The sequence below is a fragment of the Arthrobacter sp. 2MCAF15 genome (assembly GCF_052115605.1).
GTDB lineage: Bacteria > Actinomycetota > Actinomycetes > Actinomycetales > Micrococcaceae > Arthrobacter.
This window is the reverse complement of sequence record NZ_JBFRGZ010000007.1, coordinates 154575-173002: the sequence shown is the minus strand read 5'-3', so window position 1 is coordinate 173002 and position 18428 is coordinate 154575. Positions and strand designations below refer to the sequence as shown.

The window sequence follows — 18428 nt, the reverse complement described above, 5'->3', positions numbered from 1 at the left end:
CGCTCCTATTCATTCTCGTCGCCTCCTGCGCCCAGGGCCTCGTTTTCGGTCCAGGTCCGCTTGGATCCGGTCAGTACGATGTCCCAGTTGTAGGCCATGGCCCATTCCGGTTTGGTCTGCTCGTGGTTGTAGGTGGCCACGAGGCGGTCGCGGGCGTCCTTGTCCACGATCGACTGGTAGATCGGGTCCAGCGGGAACAGCTGGTCACCGGGGAAGTACATCTGGGTGATGATCCGCTGCGTGAATTCGGAGCCGAACAAGGAGAAATGGATGTGGGCCGGCCGCCAGGCGTTCAGGTGGTTCTTCCACGGGTAAGCGCCGGGTTTGATGGTGGTGAAGCTGTAGCTGCCATCTGCCGCCGTGATGCAGCGGCCGACGCCGGTGAAGTTGGGGTCGATCGGCGCCGGGTGCTGGTCGCGCTTGTGGATGTAGCGGCCGGCGGAGTTTGCCTGCCAGATTTCGACGAGCTGGCCGGCGACTGGGCGTCCGTCGCCGTCGAGCACGCGTCCGGAGACCACGATGCGTTCGCCCAGCGGTTCGCCGTTGTGCGCGATCGTGAGGTCGGATTCGAGCGTGTGGACGTCCATGTGGCCGAACGCCGGCGAGTACAGTTCGATCGTTTCCGGGTCCGCGTGGTGCAGGCTCTTCGTCGGATGGCGCAGGACGCTGCTGCGGTATGGCGCGTAGTCGAGCCGCGGCTGGACCTCGGCCGGGGCTCCGTCTTTGAGGGCCCGCGCGTAGGCCTCGCCGATCGCCTTCATCTCGGCGCTGAGGTCCGCCTGGGACTCCGCTGCGGCGTCGAGCGGCGCGTAGGTCTTTGGTGCGGCCTCCGTGGCTTCGTCGGACACGTCCTCGGTGATCGGGTCGGCGTTGAAGATGTCGAGATTGATTTCTTCAGGCACAGCAGCCTCCTTTCGTTGGTGTGTTTGTTGTTCGGATGGGCTCAGGATGTGCGCGTCAGCTGGTGCAGGTGGTCGTACTGGACGGCGTGCCGAACGGGCGCGTTCGGGGCGCCGTAGCCGTCATAGGCACCGCGGCGTTCCACCATTTCGAAGAACACGCTGCCCACGGTGGCGGTGTAGAAATGCAGGAATTCGCCGTCGGCATCACGGTCATAGAGCAGGTTGAGCTCGCGGAGCGTGGCCAGGAATTCCGGTTCCAGCGCGAACCGGGCATCGAGGTCCTCGTAGTAGTTCGCCGGGATCTGCAGGAAGTCCAGGCCGCGGTCCCGTGCCGCCCGGGCCGTCGACACCAGGTCATCCACCGCGAACGCCACGTGCTCCTGGTACGTGCGGCGCTGCCCCGTTCCTGGGGTTCCGGAGGGGGCTTCCTGCTGCAGCAGCGGCGCCAGGTTCAGCACCAGGCGGACGCCCCGGTCCTGCGTCAACATCACCTGCGACCGGACCAGCCCGGTGGGGCTGGCCACCTCGGCGAACGGTTGCGGCTCCAGGGCCAGGGCGCTGGTGTAGAACAGCACGGCCTCGTCAAAGTGCTGCCAGGGCTGGGCCAGGTTCACGTGGTCGATCACGGCACCGTCACCACCGGCTGCGGGGGCTTCCAGGCCGTCGCCGAATTCCCGGGTCCACGCCGCGGTGCCGTCGGGGTTGCCCTGGCACAGGAAGATCTCGGTGGAGTCGGGGGCGGCGAACCCCTGGAAAATCTCCTCGTTGGCCTGGCTCTTGCGCGGCACGGCCGGGGCCTTGAGCTGCTGGGCGCGGGCGGCGGCGATCACGGGGGAATCGACGTCGAAGCCCAGTGCGGAGATCGCGGGCGGCGCGGCCGTGGTTCCGGCGCCGGCGGGTTCTTCGTTGATGACCACGCGGGCGTGGCCCATGGTCCACAATTGCACGTTCTTGGTCCGGTGCCGGCCGTTGGAGGCGAAACCGAGCTGGCCCAGCAGGGTCTCGAGCGCGGCCGTGTCCGTTGCCCTGACTTCGGCGAAGTTGAAGCCGGCGGGCTCGGCCACCCGGGGAAGCGTGGCCAGTTCCATGGGATAGCGGCGGCGGGCCGGGGCGCCGGCCGCCGGCCCTGCCACCCCGCCAGCGGGGACAGGGTTTGCCTCAAGCCAGGCGGCGCTCTGTTCTTCGAGCCAGATCAGCGACCGCATCGCGTCGACGGCGGTGCGTTCGACGTCGGACTGGCGGAAGACGTCGTTGAAAACCTCCAGCGATACCGGGCCGGTGTAGCCGGCGCGGACCACGTGGCCCATGAACTTGGCGAGTTCGAACTGGCCCTCGCCGGGGAACACCCGGTAGTGCCGGCTCCAGGACAGCACGTCCATGGACAGCTTGGGGGCGTCGGCCACCTGGACGAAGAAGATCTTCTCCGGGTTGAAGGCCTCGATCGGCGCGGTGTCCCAGTCGCGGGAGAGGATGTGGAAGGAGTCCAGGCAGGTGCCCAGGTTGGGGTGGTCCACGAGCTCCACGAGCCGGTGGGCGTGCTCGTAGTCGTTGACGTACTTGCCCCAGGCAAGGGCCTCATAGGCGACCTTGACGCCGTGGTCGCCCGCGAGGTCCGCTAGCCGGGAGAGCTGTGCGGCCCGGAGCTCGTCGTCGTCGATCGTGGCCGTGCCGACGTTGGAGCACAGCAGCATGGTGTCCATGCCCAGCCGGGACATGAGCCGGAACTTGGCGTCCGCGCGGCGAAGGTTGGCGGCGAGCAAGTCCTCGGGAACGCTGTCGAAGTCCCGAAACGGCTGGTAGAGGTCCAGCGTGAGGCCAAGGTCGGCGGCAAGTTTCCGGACGTCCTCCGGGCTCAGCGGGGACGTCACGAGGTCCTGTTCGAAGATTTCGATCCCGTCGAAGCCGGCCACGGCGCAGGCCTGCATTTTTTCCCGCAGGGTCCCGGCGAGGCAGACGGTGGCGATTCCGGTGCGCATCAGGCGGACACTTCTTCCGCGGCGACCAGTTCCAGGAAGTGGGAGCGCATGCGGTCGGCGTCGGCCTGGCGTCCGGTGAAGATCCGGAAGGCGTCCGCCGCCTGGCCCACGGCCATCCGGCCGCCGTCGAGCACGTCGCAGCCCTTGGCCCGGGCCTCGCGCACCAGCTCGGTTTCGATCGGCCGGTACACGATGTCGGCCACCCAGTGCCGGGACTGCACGAGGGACATGTCCAGTGGAACACCCGGATGGGCGGCCATGCCCACGGGCGTGCAGTGCACCAGGCCGTCGGCCTGCGGCATGAGCCGCGGCAGCTCCGCCGTCGTCCGGGCGGTGACGGTCTGGTCCGGGAAGAATCCGGCGAGTTCGGCCGCCCGGGCGGCGCAGCGGGCCGGGTCGGTGTCCACGAGGTCCAGCTGGCGGACACCGGCGGTGAGCAGGGCGTAGGCGACGGCGGATCCGGCGCCGCCGGCCCCCAGCTGCACCACACGGTCCAGGGTGGCGCCGGGGAGTCCGGAGGCCAGCGCCGCCGCGAAGCCGGAAAAGTCGGTGTTGTGGCCGATGAACCGGCCGTCGCGGATAACCACGGTGTTGACGGCGCCGAGGCGACGGGCATCGGCGGAGACCTCGTCGAGGTAGTCGAGCACGAGCTGCTTGCAGGGGTGGGTGATGTTCAATCCGTTGAAGCCCAGGTTCCGGGCGCCGGCCAGCAGCTCCCCCACGGCTTTGCCGGGCAGGCCGAGTTCGGTCAGGTCGATGGGGCGGTAGAGGTACCGGAGGCCCTGGACGTCCCCTTCCCGTTCATGCATGTAGGGCGTGAGGGAGGGCATGACGCCGTCTCCCACGAGGCCTACGAGGAAGGACTCTGCTCGATTGCTCATCCGGTTAGCTCCTTTGACAGCGGCACTCGGCGGGCTCGGGACGCTTGCGGCGTCTCCGGCGGGCCGGGTGACAGGGATTACACTACAGACTTTGTTCACATGTTGCACTGTTGTTCGAATCACGAACTTTTTATTACGGCGTAGGCGGCTTCAGCCGGCAGCGCCCGTCACTGCTGGGGCAGCCTGGCCGACAGCTCGGCGGCCGCCGCCTGAAGCAGCGGCACGAGGGCAACGAGGGCCTCCATGCTGAGCCGAAACACCGGAACGGCCGTGGCCAGGGAGGCGAAGGCGTGCCCCTGGTCGTTGAAGACCGGGACGGCAACGGCCCGCATGCCGAGCTCGTTCTCCTCGTCCATCGTGGCGTAGCCCTGGCGCCGGATCTGCTCGATCTCCGCCCGGAATGCCTCCCGGTCCGTGATCGAGAGCGCCGTCAGCGGCTCGAGCGGCAGCTCCTCGACGAGCTGCGCGCGCGTGGCGTCGTCGGCGAACGCCACGAGCGCCTTGCCCACCGAGGTGGTGTGCAGGGCGCCGAGATGTCCGGGGTCGCTCGTGACCCGGAAGGTCTGCGGGCCGTCCACCTTGTTCACCGTCAGGTGGTGGATGCCGTCCCGGACGGAGAGGATGGTCGCCTCGCCCGACTCCTCGGTCACGCGCCGCAGGATGGGCAGCGCCGTGCCCGCGAAGCCGTGGTGGTTGGAGACCCGCTGGCCGAGCTGGAAGACCCGCAGGCCCAGGTGGTAGCGGCGGCCGTCCGGCTCATAGTCCACAAAGCCGTCCCGGGTCAGGGAGCCGAGCAGGCGGTACGTGGTGCTGAACGGCAGCTCGGCCCGCCGGGAGATCTCCGCGGCACTGGCGCCCCGTGGTTCGTCACCCAGGAGGACCAGCAGGCCCAGGGCCTTGCCCACCATGTCCGTCCGCGAGTCGTCCTTGGCGGCTTTGGCTGGTTTTGCAGCGGCTTCCGGCTCTGCGGCGGCCTGCTCGAGGGATCCGGAAACGGCGGCCGTATCTGTGGCTTGATTCACACTCATGTATCGATGTTCCCACATAGTGAGAGCTATTTCTAGATGGTGATTATTTTTCTTGACAAGTGACTGCGCTCACAGTCATTATTGCTACATCGCACAAGTAGCTTCCACCATGTGGCTACTAGTCCGGGTCTTTCCACGGACCTCCGGTTGCACCACACTTAAACCAGTGGCAGCCGAGACCTTCCTGATCCATCCGCGACAACGTCGTCACACCAAAGGAACACCATGAGCCACACAGTCCCGTCCACGACGCCGGGTACCGTCACAGGAGGGACGCCGAAGAAGGCGGCCCTTGCCAGCTTCCTGGGCAGCGCCGTCGAGTATTACGACTTCTTCATCTTCGGTTCCGCAGCGGCACTGATCTTTCCGCACGTCTTCTTCCCGGACGCCGACACCAACGCGGCGATCATGTCGTTCGCTACCTTCGGCTTCGCCTACATTGCCCGTCCGATCGGCGCCGTCGTCCTTGGCCACTTCGGCGACAGGATTGGACGCCGGAAGGTCCTCATGTTCACGCTGCTGCTGATGGGTGCCGCCACCTTCGTCATCGGCTGCCTTCCGGACTTCAAGACAGTCGGCTGGTGGGCTCCGGTCCTGCTGGTGCTGGCGCGTCTCTGCCAGGGCTTTTCCGCGGCCGGCGAGCAGGCCGGCGCCTCTTCCATGACGCTCGAGCACGCCCCGGACAACCGCCGCTCCTTCTTCACCTCGTGGACCCTTACCGGAACCCAGGGCGGCCAGATCCTGGCAGCCCTCGTCTTCATCCCGGTCCTGGCCCTGCCCGACGAGATCAAGTACACCATCGGCTGGCGCATCCCGTTCTGGCTCAGCGCCGTGGTGGTGCTGATCGCGTTCTTCATCCGCCGCACCCTGCACGAGCCGCCGGCCTTCGAGGAAGCGAAGAAGACTGCGCAGATCTCCAAGCTCCCGGTTGCCGACCTCCTCAAGGACCACTGGCGCGATGTCCTCCGCGTCATCGCCTGCGCCTTCATCGCCGCCGTGTCTACCGTCTTCGGCACCCTCGCCATCAGCTACGCCAAGAACGTCGCCGGCGTGGACGGCACCACCACCCTCTGGCTCGTGGTGGGCGCCAACTTCATGGCCCTGGGCACCCAGCCGCTCTTCGGCATGCTCGCGGACAAGATCGGCCGCAAGCCGGTCTTCATCTACGGCGCACTGTCCAGTGCGGTCCTGACCCCGGTCTTCCTGCTGAGCCTCGAATCCGGCAGCGTCCCCCTGATGTTCCTCGCGGCAGTCGGGTTTTTCTCCTTCGGCTACGCTGCAGCCAACGCGGTCTGGCCCTCCTTCTACGCCGAAATGTTCAGCACCAACGTCCGCTTCTCCGGCCTCGCGATCGGCACCCAGCTGGGCTTCCTGATGGCCGGGTTCGCCCCGGCGATCGTTGCGGTCATGGGTGGCATCCAGCCCGGCGGCTGGGTCCAGATCAGCATCTTCACCGGCATCATCTGCCTGATTGCCACCGTTGCGGCCCTGACAGCCAAGGAAACCTTCAAGGTCCCCACCCGGGAGCTCGGCCAGCACTAGTTTCCCGCCCGGCGCAGCCGGCAGTTCCGCACCGTACGACGGCGGCCCGTCCCTTCTGGGGCGGGCCGCCTCTTGTTTGGTGTTGCGGCGTTTTTGGTAGCGCCGCCGCCGGGGCGTCAGGGGGTGGCGCCGAGCACCGCGGCGAGATCGAACTTCACCGGCTCCTCCAGCTGGGCGTAAGTGCAGGAGCGGGGTTCCCGGTCCGGACGCCAGCGGACGAACTGCGCGGTGTGGCGGAACCGTTCGCCCTCCATGTGGTCGTACTTCACTTCCACCACGCGCTCGGGCCGGAGCGGGGTGAAGGACAGGTCCTTGCTGCCGCTCCACCGGCTCCCCTGGGCGTTCCGCGGCGTCCGCGCCCCCTCCTCCTGCCGGGCCCAGGCCCAGGGGTGGTCCTCGAACCCGGTGACCAGCTCCTGCAGCTCGGCAAACAACTCCTGGCGCCGCGCCATCGGGAAGGCGCCCACCACCCCGACACTTGCCAGCACCCCCGCGTCGTCGTAGAGCCCCAGCAGCAACGAACCGATCCGGTCAGGGCCCGACGTGTGCACCCGGTAGCCGGCGAGCACGCAATCGGCGGTGCGCTCGTGCTTGACCTTGACCATGGCGCGCTTGTCCGGCTGGTACGTACCCTCCAGCGTCTTGGCCACAATGCCGTCGAGTCCGGCGCCCTCGAACTGCCGGAACCAGCGCTGCGCCGTGTCCCGGTCTGGCGTGGCGGCCGTGACGTGGACGGGGGCTGCGCTTGCCGCCAGGGCGCGTTCGAGTTCGCTCCGGCGCTCGGCAAAGGGTTTGCCCGTCAGGTCCTCATCCCCCAGGGCCAGCAGGTCGAAGGCCACGAACCGCGCCGGGGTCTGCTCCGCGAGCAGCTTCACGCGGCTTGCCGCCGGATGGATGCGCTGCTGCAGCGCATCGAAGTCGAGCCGGTCCCCGGAGGCCGCCACCAGGATGATCTCGCCGTCCACCACGCAGCGCTCCGGCAGCTCTGCTTTCAGCGCCTCGACGAGCTCGGGGAAGTAGCGCGTCATCGGTTTGCCGTTGCGGCTGCCGATCTCCACCTCGTCCCCGTCACGGAAGATGATCGAGCGGAAGCCGTCCCATTTCGGCTCGAACAGCCAGCCCGTTCCGGCGTCCGTCGCCGGCAGGGCGGGGAGTGCTTTGGCCAGCATGGGCGCAATGGGAGGCATCAACGGCAGTCGCATAGCGCCCATTCTTGCGCCGCGGACCCGGTACCGCCAGCCCCGGGGGCGGGGATTCCTCGCGCGCCAGGGGTCAAGGCAGGGCGGGTAACCGCGGCGCCGTCGAAAACTAACCCGCCCCTTACCGTGCTGAAACGCGGACGCAACATTGGCGCAGGACACTGGAGGTGCCGGCAAGAGCAGGCACCAGCTCCAGTCCAGGAGGCCCCCGCCATGTTGAAGGAAGCCAAAGCCCATGTGACCCGTATCCGTGCCCTCGACCAGCTGCACCGCGGCGATGAGATCGAGGCCCGCCTCAGCGTGGGCCCGAACTACGACGACGTCGTGATCCGCCGCGGCCGCGTCCAGGAAACGGCCCCCGGAATCGGCGTCGTCTGGATCATGGACCGCCATACCGGCATGCGCAAGGCCATCAACGCGGACGAATGCACCGTCTGGCGGGTCGCCTGAGGCTCAGCCTCCCGCCACTGACTGGATGATGAGGACTTCCTGGCCCGGGGCCACGGCAGTCACCAGGCCCTGCAGCCGCCGGATCTCATTCCCGTTGACGTATATATTCACGTAGCGGCGAACTGTTCCGGTCTCGTCCCGCAACCGCCGCGACAGCGCGGGGTAGTCCCCGGTCACGGTATCCAGCAACCACTCCACCGTCACCGCAGCCTCCGCGGGCGCAGTCAGGATGGACTGCCCGCCGGCCAGCGGTTGGAGAACGCTGGGCAGGACCACACTGATCGCGGACCCGGCCGGCATGGAATCGCCGTTGGCCGTGCCGCCGCTATTGCCCTCGGCGTCCATGCGCTCGTTCATCCCGTCACGGTTGCGCCGGCACGAGGGCCGCGGAAACCACGGCGGCGCGCACGCACAGCACGTCCGGAAGGTGCGAGGCGATTTCGGCGAAGTGTTCCCCCTCGTCAGCGCTGGCGTAGACACTCCCGCCCCGCGTCCCGAAGTAGACACCCGTGGGCTCGGCTTGGTCGACGCTGGCGGCATCGCGCAGCACGACGTTGTATTCGGCCCTGGGGAGCCCGGCGTCGAGCCGCTTCCAGCTGGCGCCGGCGTCATCCGTCCGGTGCACGGCCAACTTGCCGTCCGGCGGAATTCGCTCGCCGTCTGCCTTCAGCGGGATCACCCAGGCCGTGCCGGACCGGCGCGGATGCGTCAACATCACAAAGCCGAAGTCCGCCGGCAGCCCTTCGGCGATTGATACCCATGACTCGCCGCCGTCGTCGCTGCGGTAGACGCCGTGGTGGTTTTGCGCGTACAGGCGTCCGTCGTCGGCGGCGTCGGCCGCTATCTTGTGGACGCACTGGCCGAATTCCGGGTTGGGATCCGGCATGAAGTAGGCGGAGATCCCCTTGTTGCGCGGCTCCCAGGAAGCGCCGCCGTCGAGCGAGCGGTAGACCCCTCCCGTGCTCATGGCCACGTGGACCTTCTCGCCCGTGGGGTCCACGACAATCGAGTGCGCCGCGGCACCGCCGTAGCCTGCACCCCATTCGCTGCGGTGCGGATGGTCCCAGAGGCCGCGGTTAAGCTCGAAGTGCTCGCCGCCGTCGGTCGATTTCCAGACGGAGATCGGCTCGCAGCCTGCCCACACGACGCCCGGGCGGGACTCGGCGTCGGGGTGGATCTGCCAGATCCGTTCCAGGGCGGCGTCCGTGCCGTCGGGGAACGTAATGGCGCCGTTTTCGGGCTCGCTCCAGGTTCCGCCCAGGTCATCGGAGTGGAAAACCGTGGGACCCCAGTGCTCGGAGCGGACCCCCACCAGGATCCGGGTCCTGCCATCGCGGGTGTCGATGCCGATGCTGGGCACCTCGCTCATGAGGAAGTGCGGCCCGGACAGGGACCAGTCCTTCCGGTCCGGGCTGGTGGCCAGCCAAAGGCCTTTTTTGGTCCCGATCGCCAGGACATAACTCTCTGCAGCAGTAGCCATGCCACCCATGCAACCATCCAGGCCCGAAGGCCGCAATGGTTTTATGCCGGCGCCAGCGGCGCCGGTGCACCGGCGTCAGTCGACGAACTCCGACTGCGTCTCGATGAAGTCCCAATCCGCAGTCGTCAAGAGTACGGCGACTTCGGCGGACGATTCCGCGGGACTGGGCCCGCCGGCGTCGGCGATACCGCGCAGCACGGCCTCCGGCAGTTCGATGGTCCGGAGATTCTCCCGGAGCCATTCCTTGCTCGCCAAATCCAGATCCAACCACCACATGTAGATCTCCACGGGGGCCTCCTCCATCCTGTTTCTTCAACCGTAGGCCCCGGCCCCGGGGTGTTCAAGGGGCGCGCCTGCGCCGTCCCGGGCTGCGGGAACGGGAAGTAAGCCCCTGTTCAGGGCAGTGCCCCGGCGCCAGAATGAAGTATGTCTGAGAACTCCGGCAACAGCCCGGCGCCCCTTGTGGTGGGCGTGGTACCGGGGCAGCATCCCGAGGTGCTGCAGACGGCGGCATTCCTTGCCAAGAGCCTCGCCGCGCCCCTGGTCTTCGCGTACGTGGACGAGGCAAGCTACCTCGTGGAATGGGACCCGGCGCGGTCCGCGCACCGCTTGTCGCTGCACCCGGACGCGGATAACGCCCGGATCCGGGAGACAACCCAGGAGTTGCGTTCCACCCTCGAGGCAGGCTGCGCAAACCTGGGAATCGAGTGGAGCCTGCGGACCCTGGCCGGGGATCCCGCGCGGGCGATCGGCAGGCTGTCCGCGGACGTCAATGCGCGCATGATCGTGGTGGGTACCCCCGAGCGCGGCATGGGCCACCGCATTTCCGCGGCCCTCAACGGCTCCGTGGCGGCGTGGTTGAGCCACCATCAGGAGCGTCCAATCTTGGTGGTTCCGGCGGCCGCTCAGGCGGGAAGAAAATAAAGCGAAAGTACTTATTCGGAGCGCTGGCGTTATCCCACTACCGCCGAGTAAGCTCGATGTGTAGGCCGGATGAGCCGCCTACCCCAAAGCTGCTCCGGAGTGCGTATCCCCCAATAACGCACTCCGGAGCTCTTTAACGTGCACACCGCCCCGGCTTTTGCGCCGGCTCCGCCCCGGACGCTTGAAACATACCCCTAGGGGGTATAAGTTGGGGGCATGAGCGAGTCAGAAGTTCCGCCGTCGGATTCAGCGCTGTCGGATGCAGGGCAATTGGATACAGCACCCCAGGAGCAGCACGGCTACACCTCCAACAAAGACGCCTACCTGCGCCGGCTCAAGCGGATCGAAGGGCAGGTCCGCGGCATCGCCCGGATGGTTGACGAGGACAAGTACTGCATCGACATCCTCACCCAGGTCGCCGCCGTCAACAAGGCCCTGCATGCCGTGAGCCTGGGGCTCGTCGAGGAGCACATCGGCCACTGCGTTGTCGGCGCCGCCGCCGAGCCGGATCCGGAGCTGCGGGCTGAGGCCATCGATTTCAAAGTCAAGGAAGCCGCCGATGCCATCGGGCGCCTCCTGCGCTAGGACCTGCACCACCCACTACACCACCGGGCCGGGAGTCCATCCCCCGCCCAGCGACAAGGAGCACGCCATGGCCACCGTTTCCACTACCGTCAACGTTTCAGGCATGACCTGTGGCCACTGCGTGTCCTCCGTCAGCGAAGAACTCGAGGCGCTCTCCGGCGTCGAAAAGGTCGACGTCGACCTCAACGCCGGCGGCATCTCCACCGTCACGATCACCTCCAGCGAATCACTCTCGAACTCCGAGATCGGCGAGGCCGTCGCCGAGGCGGGTTACCTCGTGGTCGCCAGCGAAGCCTGAGCGCCGCTCCCGGCAACGGCCGGCACACCCAGGGAATCCAACAGAATCAGGAAGGCGCCGTGAGCAGGGAGCAGTTGTTGGACCAGGCCGGAAGCCGCGTCATTGACCTCGATATCGAGGGCATGACCTGTGCCTCCTGCGTCAACCGGGTCGAGCGCAAGCTCGGAAAGCTCGGCGGCGTCGAAGCCAGCGTCAACCTGCCCCTGGAGTCCGCCCGTGTCACGGTGCCGGCGGATATTTCCGACGAACAAATCACCGCCACGGTCGCGGCCGCGGGCTACAAGGCCACCGTCCGGCCCTCCAGGTTCCCCGGCACGATGCCGGAGCCCACAGAACGCGCCGACAGCGGTCTCGAAGCTGGTCCCACAGTTGGTCTCGAAGGTGACGCCGCGGTTGGGGACCACCCGGGGTCGAACGCAGCCGCCAAACTCCGCCCGCGGCTCATCGTGGCGGCTGTGCTCACGGTCCCGGTGTTCGCGATCTCGATGATCCCGGCGTTGCGGTTCCCGGACTGGGGCTGGGTGGCCGCCGCCCTCGCCCTCCCGGTGGTCGCATGGGCGGCGTGGCCGTTTCACCGGGCCGCGGCCATCAACGCCCGGCACCTGGCCTCGACCATGGACACCCTGGTTTCCATCGGCGTGATTTCCGCCTATGCGTTCTCCGTCGGCCAGCTCCTTGCCGACCCGCGCATGACTGCACACCCGGCAGCGGAGGGCATGGGCTCGGGCGGCCTCTACTTCGAGGTCGCCTCCGTTGTCACCACCTTCCTGCTGCTAGGCCGCTACCTGGAGGCCACGGCCAAACTGAAGGCCGGCGACGCCCTCCGGGCCCTGCTCAGCCTCGGCGCCAAGAATGCCACCGTGCTGCGTGAGGGCCGCGAGGAGAAGATCCCCGCCGGGCAGCTGATGGTCGGAGACGTGCTCCTGGTCCGCCCGGGCGAGAAGATCGGCACGGACGGCATGGTCCTGGACGGCTCCTCGGCCGTGGACGCCTCCCTGGTGACCGGAGAATCGGTGCCGGTGGAAGTCGGCCCGGGCAGCCAGGTCACCGGGGCCACCATCAACACCTCCGGCCGCCTCCTGGTCCGCGCCACCCGCGTCGGGTCTGAAACCACCCTGGCCCAGATGGGACGGCTTGTTTCCGCGGCGCAGACCGGGAAGGCACCCATCGCCCGGCTCGCGGACCGCATCAGCGCCGTGTTCGTCCCCGTCGTCCTGGTGATTGCGGCCCTCACCTTCGGAGCCTGGCTGCTTGCCGCCGCGCCCGCCGTTGGCCCCGACGGGGTCCGCGCCGCCTTCAGCGCCGCGGTAGCGGTCCTGGTCATCGCGTGCCCCTGCGCCCTGGGACTGGCCACGCCGGTGGGCCTGCTGGCGGGAACCGGCCGCGGCGCCCAGCTGGGCATCCTCATCAAGGGCCCGCAGGTCCTCGAGGACACCCGGACCGTGGATACCATCCTGCTAGACAAGACCGGCACCGTCACCACCGGCCGCCTTGCCGTGGAGGGCATCGAGGGCTTCGGAACGCACACCGAAGCCGAGGTCCTGGGCCTTGCCGGAGCGGTGGAACACGCCTCCGAGCACCCGATCGCCCGCGCCATCGCGGCCGCGGCACTGGCCGTGGAGCCGGGGCACGACGGCGCCGGCCCGGCCGCGGTCGCCGGCTTCCGGTCCGCGCCCGGCGGCGGGGTCCTGGGCACCGTGAAGGGCCGGCTGGTCGCCGCGGGGCGAACCGGCTGGCTGCTGGACAACGGCATCACGCCGTCCCCGGCACAGCAGGAGGCGTTCGCCGCCGCCGAGGACTCCGGCGCCACGGCCATCTGGGTCGCCGTGGACGGCGAACCCGCCGGAATCATCCGGCTGCGCGACACCCTCAAACCCGGCTCCCGGGCCGCGGTGGACCGGCTCCGCCGGCTCGGGCTGAGGCCCCTCCTGCTGACCGGGGACAACGCCGCGGTGGCCGCGCAGGTCGCTGCCGCCGTCGGAATCCCTCCGCAGGACGTGTTTGCCGGCGTGCTGCCCGAAGGCAAGGTCGAGGCCGTGAAGAGGCTGCAGGCCGCGGGCGCCACTGTGGCGGTGGCCGGCGACGGGGTCAACGACGCCGCGGCGCTGGCCCAGGCGGACTTGGGGGTGGCCATGGGTTCCGGAGCGGATGCGGCCATTGAAGCGGCGGACCTGACGGTCATGGGGAACGATCTGGGGCACGTGGCGCAGGCGATCGAACTTTCGCGCCGGACGCTGTCCACCATCAAGGCAAACCTCTTCTGGGCCTTCTTCTACAACGCCGTGGGCATTCCCGTGGCGGCCCTGGGGCTCCTGAACCCGATGATCGCCGGGGCAGCCATGGCCGCGAGTTCGGTGCTGGTGGTGGCCAACTCGCTGAGGCTGCGCAGCTTCGGCAGGTAGGCCGGCGCGGGGGTCCGGCCTTCGTAGGCCGCGCCGTCGGGCCATCCAATCAGGTCGCGCCGTCAGGCCGCGGCCTCAGGCCGCCCCGAAGCGGACGGCAGCCCTGGCCTTGGCCTTGGCGGCCTCCTCATCGCGGTCCCTGGCCGGAGCGTGGGTCACCAGGGCGTCGAGCAGGTGCTGCGTCGCGTGCGCGATCTCATGCACAGCCCGGTTGAAGGCCTCTTCATTGGCCTTGGACGGCTTGGTGCTGCCACTGATCTTGCGGACGTATTGCAGCGCGGCGGCCTCCACCTCGGCGGTGGTCGCGTGCGGCTCAAAATTGTGGAGGGTCCGGATATTTCGGCACATAAACCCATGGTAAGTGCCTTCGCGTCCGGGAACGAGGGTCCCGGGAGCAAAAAGCGGCCCGGCGGGCAAGGCCTGCCGGGTGCCGCAATGCGTGGCTTAGGGCACCGGCTCGCAGTCGTTCGCGTGGTCCAGCGCCGCCGCATCGGCGCCGGAGCCGGCCGCGCGCAGTTCATCCAGGCGGACCAGCACCACGCCGCCGACGATCAGCAGCCCGCCCAGGAGCTGGATGGGTCCGGGAAGTTCGCCGAGCAGCAGCCAGGCCCAGATGACGGCGAACAGCACTTCGGTGAGCGAGACAAAGGACGCCACTTTCGAACCGAGCGCCCGCGCGGCGACAATTCCGGACACGTACGCCACCACAGTGGCCAGGACCACGAGGCCGCCGAGCGCCACCCACCACGGGGTGACCCACGGTCCCAGCCGGGTGTCGGCGGTGCTGAAGGCCATCGGCAGCAGCCCGGTTGCCGCCGTCAGCCACATGACAACCGCACCCACCATGAGTCCGCCGGAGGCCAGGACGATCGGCGGGAGGGTGTCGTTTTCCTTGGCCGTGATGAAGAAGTAGATGGCGAGGCAGACGGCGGCCGCGATCCCCCAGAGCACGCCGATGGGGTCCACCTTTACGGCCCCCGTGAGGTCCAGGACCAGGATCAGCCCGCCGAGGGACAGAAGGGTTCCGGCGATGGTCAGCGGCCGGGGCCGTTTCCGGCTGGCGGCCCACAGCCAGAGCACAATGAGCACCGGTGCGAGATACTCCAGCAGGAGCGCGACGCCGACCGAAAGCCGGGACACGGCGTTGAAGTAGAACAGCTGGCAGGCGGCGACACCGATGAATCCGAACAGCAGCACGGTCAGCCAGTTGTCGCGGAGCTGGTGCCAGCGCCCGCGCAGGGCGAAAACTGCGGGGACGGCAAGAATCAGCGCCGCGCCGGTGAGCCGGGCCGTGACCGCCGCTCCCGGTGTCCAGCCCGTTTCCAGAAGAGCCTTGGCGAATGATCCGGAGAGCCCGAACACCGCGGAGGAAAACAAGGCGACGCCCAGGCCCGAGGCCATGAATCCGGACGAGGCGCCGGCCCGGCCGGCAGGCTGCGGGGTGTCCTGTTTGGTGCCCTGCTGGCGGTCCCGCGTGACGCCGGCCGGTTCGGAGGCAGGCCGCTGGGCGGCAAGGTCTCGTACCGGGGCGGCGGCGGAGCGCTGGGGGGCAGACACGGCATTCTCCTGTCAGGAGTAAAGTAGGGTTATGGTCATGACATTACGCCCCGGCGAGGTAAGGAGTCAAGATGGTTTTTGCCCCTGACACGGAGGTTGCCCTGCGTTCTGTGGTCAACCTGATCAACACCGCCGCCAACGGCGAGGAACATTTGGCCACCGTCAAGGATCTGGACGGCTTCCTTGCGGCCGAGGGCTTCACCGGCTCCCGGACCCGGGACGAGGCCGAACTGGCGAGCGTGCGGCACCTGCGCGGCGAACTCGCCGAGCTCTGGCTGGCGGACGAGGCCACGGCCGCGGAGACCGTGAACCGGCTGCTGCGCGATGCCCGGGCGCTGCCCCAGCTGGTCAAGCATGACCCTTGGGACTGGCACCTGCATGCCACGACGCCGGAGGCCCCGCTGGCAGACCGGATGAGCACGGAGGCGGCCATGGCGATCGTCGATGTGATCCGCAGCAAGGAAATGGACCGCCTGCTGGTGTGCGCAGCGGACGACTGCGACGCCGTCGTACTGGATCTGAGCCGGAACCGCTCGAAGCGCTACTGCGACACGGGAAACTGCGCCAACCGCGCCCACGTGGCCGCGTACCGGGCCCGGAAAGCCGCGTCCTGACAGCGGCCGCGGGCCATTCTTTTCAGGATCAGGGCCGCGGGGTTAGGGCCGCGGGGTTAGGACCGCGGGTTAGGGCTGGGAAGTCAGGGCTGCGGCGTTAGGGCTGCGGGCTTAGGCCTGCGGGCCGCCGTCGCGGGTATCGGCGGGGCCGGCCTCGGGGCGGGACTGCCCGCCGTGACCGGAGGGCGTCCGCTTGGAACTGAGGTTGACGCCGGAGCCCTTCCCCAGGTCCGCGGGGTTGTCCTTGTGGCTCATCGCGAGCATGGCCGCCACCACCAGGATCACAATGAAAGCGATTCCGGCGCCGATGAGTGCCAGGTCGATGCGGGGCGAGCGGGCGCTGCCGCCCGAGGCGAAGATCAGGACGCCGAAGAACACCACCACGGCCCAGAACGCGGAGAACATGAGCGGTCCCTTGACCGAGGTCCGCAGGCTGCGGGGCGCTCCGGGTTTCTGCTGTGCCAAGGTGATTTCCTCCTGCAGCCCGCGCGGGGAAGCGTGGCTGTCTTGTTACCGCAATTGTTCTACGCCGGGTAGAACCTGTCGGTACTAGTTTACGGCCTTTGCGGAATCGCCCCGAGCATCGTGCCGCAGGGTCAGGCCGGACAGCATCCAGAGGACGCCGCTGATGATGGCTCCGCCGCCCGCAACGCCGAGGAGGGCGTGCGGGCCCAGGCCGATGAAGAACGGCAGCGCGATCGCGGTGCCCAGTCCGATCACGCCGGAGGTGATCCAGTCGCGGGCCAGCACGGACCGGCCGCGGCCGAGGATGCCGGCGAACAGCTCAGCAGCGCCGGCCACGCCCAGGCCCAACGCGGCGATTGTTCCGAAGATGAGGGAGGCGGGAATCAGGGCCACGGCCGCTCCCGCGCCCGCCAGGGCTGCCCCGCCGGCGGAGAGGATCCGGCCGGCACCTTCCCGCGGGGAGAACCCGGTCTTGGGCACGGTCCAGATGATGACCACACCGGTGGCCAGCAGGTAGAGGCCGCCGGCCCAGCCCATGCCCGCCTCGGGCGGCGCGGCCCAGAACACGGTCACGGCCCCGAACACGAGCGCAACGGCGGCCCTGACAAGGACGGGCTTCCAAAGGTCGGCCGCGGCGCGGATGGCAGGGGTCGCGTCAGGCGCTGCGGGAAGAGTCACCCGTCCAGTTTAGTGCGAAGCCGACCCGGCGCGCGCCGGGCGGCCGGCATCTGCCGGCACCCGGCGGGCGGTTCCGGCTCAACGCGCGCCGAGGACCATCCATTTCTCCGTCCTGGCCCGGAGGCCCAGCGTCAGCGCGCGTGCCGCCATGTAGCCCAGGGAGAAGGCCGCCCACAGCCAGAGCAGGCCCGCGCCGGCACCGGCGCCGGAATTCCGCACTGCCAGCAGCAGCGGCAGGTAGGCCGCGAGATTGACGACGCCGGCGATCGCCAGATAGCGGGCGTCGCCCGCCCCGATGAGGACGCCGTCGAGGACGAAGACGTATCCGGCGAGGGGCTGCCCGGCGGCGAGCACCCACAGGGCGAGCGTCAGCGCCGCCCGGACGTCGGCGTCGGACGTGAACAGTGCGCCCACCCACGGCGCCGCCACCGCGAGGAGGATCCCGGTCAGGACACCGAAGCCGATCCCCCACCGGGTCATGGTGAGGGTCAGCGCGCGCGCCGCCGCGGGCCGGGCCGCGCCAAGTTCCTTGCCGATCAGTGCCTGGGCCGCGATCGCGAGGGCGTCCAGGGCGAAGGCGAAGAATGTGAAGATGGTCATGGCCAGCTGGTGCGCCGCGAGGTTGACCGGACCCTGCGCGGTGACCACCACGACGGTGGCGAGGATCGCGATACGCAGGCTGAGCGTGCGCAGCATCAGCCAGGAGCCAACCCGGGTCAGGGCCCGGATGCCTTGCCAGTCCGGCCGCAAGGGCACCCCGTTGTGGCGGGCATTGCGCCGGACGATCAGCACGTAGACGGCCGCCATGGCCCATTGTGCGATGCTGGTGCCGATCGCCGAGCCAGCGACTGAGAGCTGGAGTCCGTAGACCAGGAGGAAGTTCAGCGCGATGTTCAGGGTGAACCCGGCGGCGGCGACGATCAACGGCGTCCGGGTGTCCTGCAGCCCGCGCAGCACTCCGGTGCCTGCGAAGATCAGCAGCATCGCGACGAGTCCGGGCATCGAGGCGCGCAGGTAGTCCACCGCGAACGCCAGCACTTCGCCGCGGGCGCCCATCAGTTCCAGGAGCGGCCCGGCGGACAGGAACCCCGCCACGGCGAGGACGATTCCGAGCAGCAGGGCCAGCCAGACGCCGTCGCGGCCGGCCGCGAGGGCCTTGGGCAGCTGGCCGTTGCCGATCGCGCGCGCCACGGCCGGGGTGGTGGAGTAGGCGAGGAAGACCATGAGGCCCACCACCGTATGCAGCACCGCGGAGGCCAGCCCGACGCCGGCGAGCTGCGCCACGCCGAGGTGGCCGACGATCGCCGAATCGGCCAGCAGGAACAGCGGTTCGGCGATCAGGGCGCCGAAAGCGGGGACGGCAAGGCGCAGGATTTCCCGGTTCCGGCTCGCGGCGGCCGGCAGGGTGGCGGAGGTCGGGGACAAGGCGGGCACGGATCCACCCTAA

The 18428-nt window shown here is 68.8% G+C and carries 20 protein-coding genes; 7 read left to right on the top strand and 13 right to left on the bottom strand.

Annotation, left to right across the window (positions count from 1 at the left end):
* Window positions 1-5: 5 nt before the first annotated feature.
* The 4 genes from pcaH to AB4089_RS10510 all read right to left on the bottom strand — a co-directional run bounded on the left by pcaH (window position 6) and on the right by AB4089_RS10510 (window position 4787).
* Window positions 6-902, bottom strand: coding sequence for a protocatechuate 3,4-dioxygenase subunit beta (gene pcaH / locus AB4089_RS10525; RefSeq protein WP_441409223.1), 897 nt, complete (start codon window positions 900-902; stop codon window positions 6-8).
* Window positions 903-943: 41 nt separating this feature from the next.
* Window positions 944-2878 (bottom strand): bifunctional sugar phosphate isomerase/epimerase/4-hydroxyphenylpyruvate dioxygenase family protein, encoded by a 1935-nt coding sequence (locus tag AB4089_RS10520; RefSeq protein ID WP_441409222.1) that lies wholly within the window; start codon window positions 2876-2878, stop codon window positions 944-946.
* Complete coding sequence (locus tag AB4089_RS10515) at window positions 2878-3759, bottom strand: shikimate dehydrogenase (RefSeq protein WP_441409221.1); 882 nt, start codon at window positions 3757-3759, stop codon at window positions 2878-2880. The genes AB4089_RS10520 and AB4089_RS10515 overlap by 1 nt, the downstream gene beginning before the upstream one ends.
* A gap of 167 nt (window positions 3760-3926) precedes the next feature.
* Entirely contained in the window at window positions 3927-4787 is an 861-nt protein-coding gene (locus AB4089_RS10510) for an IclR family transcriptional regulator (protein WP_441409220.1), read from the bottom strand.
* A gap of 225 nt (window positions 4788-5012) precedes the next feature.
* Here AB4089_RS10510 and AB4089_RS10505 point away from each other — a divergent pair, with 225 nt between their 5' ends.
* Complete coding sequence (locus tag AB4089_RS10505; protein ID WP_441409219.1) at window positions 5013-6329, top strand: MFS transporter; 1317 nt, start codon at window positions 5013-5015, stop codon at window positions 6327-6329.
* 116 nt (window positions 6330-6445) lie between these two features.
* On the opposite strand, the gene AB4089_RS10500 is transcribed toward AB4089_RS10505, so the two are convergent.
* Window positions 6446-7531 (bottom strand): ATP-dependent DNA ligase, encoded by a 1086-nt coding sequence (locus AB4089_RS10500; protein WP_441409218.1) that lies wholly within the window; start codon window positions 7529-7531, stop codon window positions 6446-6448.
* Window positions 7532-7741: 210 nt separating this feature from the next.
* On the opposite strand from AB4089_RS10500, the gene AB4089_RS10495 reads away from it, so the two are divergent.
* The gene (locus tag AB4089_RS10495) at window positions 7742-7978 is read left to right on the top strand and encodes a hypothetical protein (RefSeq protein WP_441409217.1); all 237 of its coding nucleotides are present in this window, start codon (window positions 7742-7744) and stop codon (window positions 7976-7978) included.
* A gap of 3 nt (window positions 7979-7981) precedes the next feature.
* Here the strand turns inward: AB4089_RS10495 and AB4089_RS10490 are convergent, their stop codons facing one another.
* The 3 genes from AB4089_RS10490 to AB4089_RS10480 form a co-directional block, all read right to left on the bottom strand.
* Window positions 7982-8278, bottom strand: a complete 297-nt coding sequence (locus AB4089_RS10490; RefSeq protein WP_441409242.1) for a MoaD/ThiS family protein — start codon at window positions 8276-8278, stop codon at window positions 7982-7984.
* 61 nt (window positions 8279-8339) lie between these two features.
* The gene (locus AB4089_RS10485; RefSeq protein WP_441409216.1) at window positions 8340-9467 is read right to left on the bottom strand and encodes a WD40/YVTN/BNR-like repeat-containing protein; all 1128 of its coding nucleotides are present in this window, start codon (window positions 9465-9467) and stop codon (window positions 8340-8342) included.
* Window positions 9468-9533: 66 nt separating this feature from the next.
* Window positions 9534-9746, bottom strand: a complete 213-nt coding sequence (locus AB4089_RS10480) for a hypothetical protein (protein ID WP_441409215.1) — start codon at window positions 9744-9746, stop codon at window positions 9534-9536.
* A 138-nt stretch (window positions 9747-9884) separates the two neighbouring features.
* Here AB4089_RS10480 and AB4089_RS10475 point away from each other — a divergent pair, with 138 nt between their 5' ends.
* From AB4089_RS10475 to AB4089_RS10460, 4 genes are all read left to right on the top strand, one after another.
* The gene (locus tag AB4089_RS10475) at window positions 9885-10382 is read left to right on the top strand and encodes a universal stress protein (RefSeq protein ID WP_441409214.1); all 498 of its coding nucleotides are present in this window, start codon (window positions 9885-9887) and stop codon (window positions 10380-10382) included.
* 216 nt (window positions 10383-10598) lie between these two features.
* A complete protein-coding gene (locus AB4089_RS10470) occupies window positions 10599-10967 on the top strand; it encodes a metal-sensitive transcriptional regulator (protein ID WP_441409213.1) in 369 nt (122 codons plus the stop codon).
* 67 nt (window positions 10968-11034) lie between these two features.
* Entirely contained in the window at window positions 11035-11265 is a 231-nt protein-coding gene (locus tag AB4089_RS10465) for a heavy-metal-associated domain-containing protein (protein WP_441409212.1), read from the top strand.
* Window positions 11266-11324: 59 nt separating this feature from the next.
* Window positions 11325-13667 (top strand): heavy metal translocating P-type ATPase, encoded by a 2343-nt coding sequence (locus AB4089_RS10460; protein ID WP_441409211.1) that lies wholly within the window; start codon window positions 11325-11327, stop codon window positions 13665-13667.
* 75 nt (window positions 13668-13742) lie between these two features.
* On the opposite strand, the gene AB4089_RS10455 is transcribed toward AB4089_RS10460, so the two are convergent.
* The gene (locus tag AB4089_RS10455; protein WP_441409210.1) at window positions 13743-14015 is read right to left on the bottom strand and encodes a DUF2277 domain-containing protein; all 273 of its coding nucleotides are present in this window, start codon (window positions 14013-14015) and stop codon (window positions 13743-13745) included.
* Between the two features lie 96 nt (window positions 14016-14111).
* On the bottom strand, window positions 14112-15068 hold the full coding sequence (locus AB4089_RS10450) for an EamA family transporter (protein ID WP_441409241.1): 957 nt from the start codon (window positions 15066-15068) through the stop codon (window positions 14112-14114).
* A 227-nt stretch (window positions 15069-15295) separates the two neighbouring features.
* Between AB4089_RS10450 and AB4089_RS10445 the strand changes: the two genes are divergently transcribed.
* Window positions 15296-15838 carry a CGNR zinc finger domain-containing protein gene (locus tag AB4089_RS10445; RefSeq protein WP_441409209.1) on the top strand — a complete coding sequence of 181 codons (543 nt, stop codon included), beginning with the start codon at window positions 15296-15298 and terminating at the stop codon, window positions 15836-15838.
* A gap of 111 nt (window positions 15839-15949) precedes the next feature.
* Here the strand turns inward: AB4089_RS10445 and AB4089_RS10440 are convergent, their stop codons facing one another.
* The 3 genes from AB4089_RS10440 to AB4089_RS10430 form a co-directional block, all read right to left on the bottom strand.
* On the bottom strand, window positions 15950-16303 hold the full coding sequence (locus AB4089_RS10440) for a hypothetical protein (protein WP_441409208.1): 354 nt from the start codon (window positions 16301-16303) through the stop codon (window positions 15950-15952).
* Window positions 16304-16387: 84 nt separating this feature from the next.
* A complete protein-coding gene (locus AB4089_RS10435) occupies window positions 16388-16981 on the bottom strand; it encodes a hypothetical protein (protein ID WP_441409207.1) in 594 nt (197 codons plus the stop codon).
* A gap of 78 nt (window positions 16982-17059) precedes the next feature.
* Window positions 17060-18415: an MATE family efflux transporter gene (locus tag AB4089_RS10430; protein WP_441409206.1), complete on the bottom strand. Its 1356-nt coding sequence runs from the start codon at window positions 18413-18415 to the stop codon at window positions 17060-17062.
* Window positions 18416-18428: the final 13 nt, after the last annotated feature.

What these genes read in the sequence shown, in the direction of transcription:
- AB4089_RS10520 (WP_441409222.1), bottom strand. Translation starts at nt 2,878, where the DNA reads ATGCGCACCGGAATCGCCACCGTCTGCCTCGCCGGGACCCTGCGGGAA.
- AB4089_RS10515 (WP_441409221.1), bottom strand. Translation starts at nt 3,759, where the DNA reads ATGAGCAATCGAGCAGAGTCCTTCCTCGTAGGCCTCGTGGGAGACGGC.
- AB4089_RS10510 (WP_441409220.1), bottom strand. Translation starts at nt 4,787, where the DNA reads ATGAGTGTGAATCAAGCCACAGATACGGCCGCCGTTTCCGGATCCCTC.
- AB4089_RS10505 (WP_441409219.1), top strand. Translation starts at nt 5,013, where the DNA reads ATGAGCCACACAGTCCCGTCCACGACGCCGGGTACCGTCACAGGAGGG.
- AB4089_RS10500 (WP_441409218.1), bottom strand. Translation starts at nt 7,531, where the DNA reads ATGCGACTGCCGTTGATGCCTCCCATTGCGCCCATGCTGGCCAAAGCA.
- AB4089_RS10495 (WP_441409217.1), top strand. Translation starts at nt 7,742, where the DNA reads ATGTTGAAGGAAGCCAAAGCCCATGTGACCCGTATCCGTGCCCTCGAC.
- AB4089_RS10490 (WP_441409242.1), bottom strand. Translation starts at nt 8,278, where the DNA reads ATGCCGGCCGGGTCCGCGATCAGTGTGGTCCTGCCCAGCGTTCTCCAA.
- AB4089_RS10485 (WP_441409216.1), bottom strand. Translation starts at nt 9,467, where the DNA reads ATGGGTGGCATGGCTACTGCTGCAGAGAGTTATGTCCTGGCGATCGGG.
- AB4089_RS10475 (WP_441409214.1), top strand. Translation starts at nt 9,885, where the DNA reads ATGTCTGAGAACTCCGGCAACAGCCCGGCGCCCCTTGTGGTGGGCGTG.
- AB4089_RS10470 (WP_441409213.1), top strand. Translation starts at nt 10,599, where the DNA reads ATGAGCGAGTCAGAAGTTCCGCCGTCGGATTCAGCGCTGTCGGATGCA.
- AB4089_RS10465 (WP_441409212.1), top strand. Translation starts at nt 11,035, where the DNA reads ATGGCCACCGTTTCCACTACCGTCAACGTTTCAGGCATGACCTGTGGC.
- AB4089_RS10455 (WP_441409210.1), bottom strand. Translation starts at nt 14,015, where the DNA reads ATGTGCCGAAATATCCGGACCCTCCACAATTTTGAGCCGCACGCGACC.
- AB4089_RS10450 (WP_441409241.1), bottom strand. Translation starts at nt 15,068, where the DNA reads ATGGCCTCGGGCCTGGGCGTCGCCTTGTTTTCCTCCGCGGTGTTCGGG.
- AB4089_RS10445 (WP_441409209.1), top strand. Translation starts at nt 15,296, where the DNA reads ATGGTTTTTGCCCCTGACACGGAGGTTGCCCTGCGTTCTGTGGTCAAC.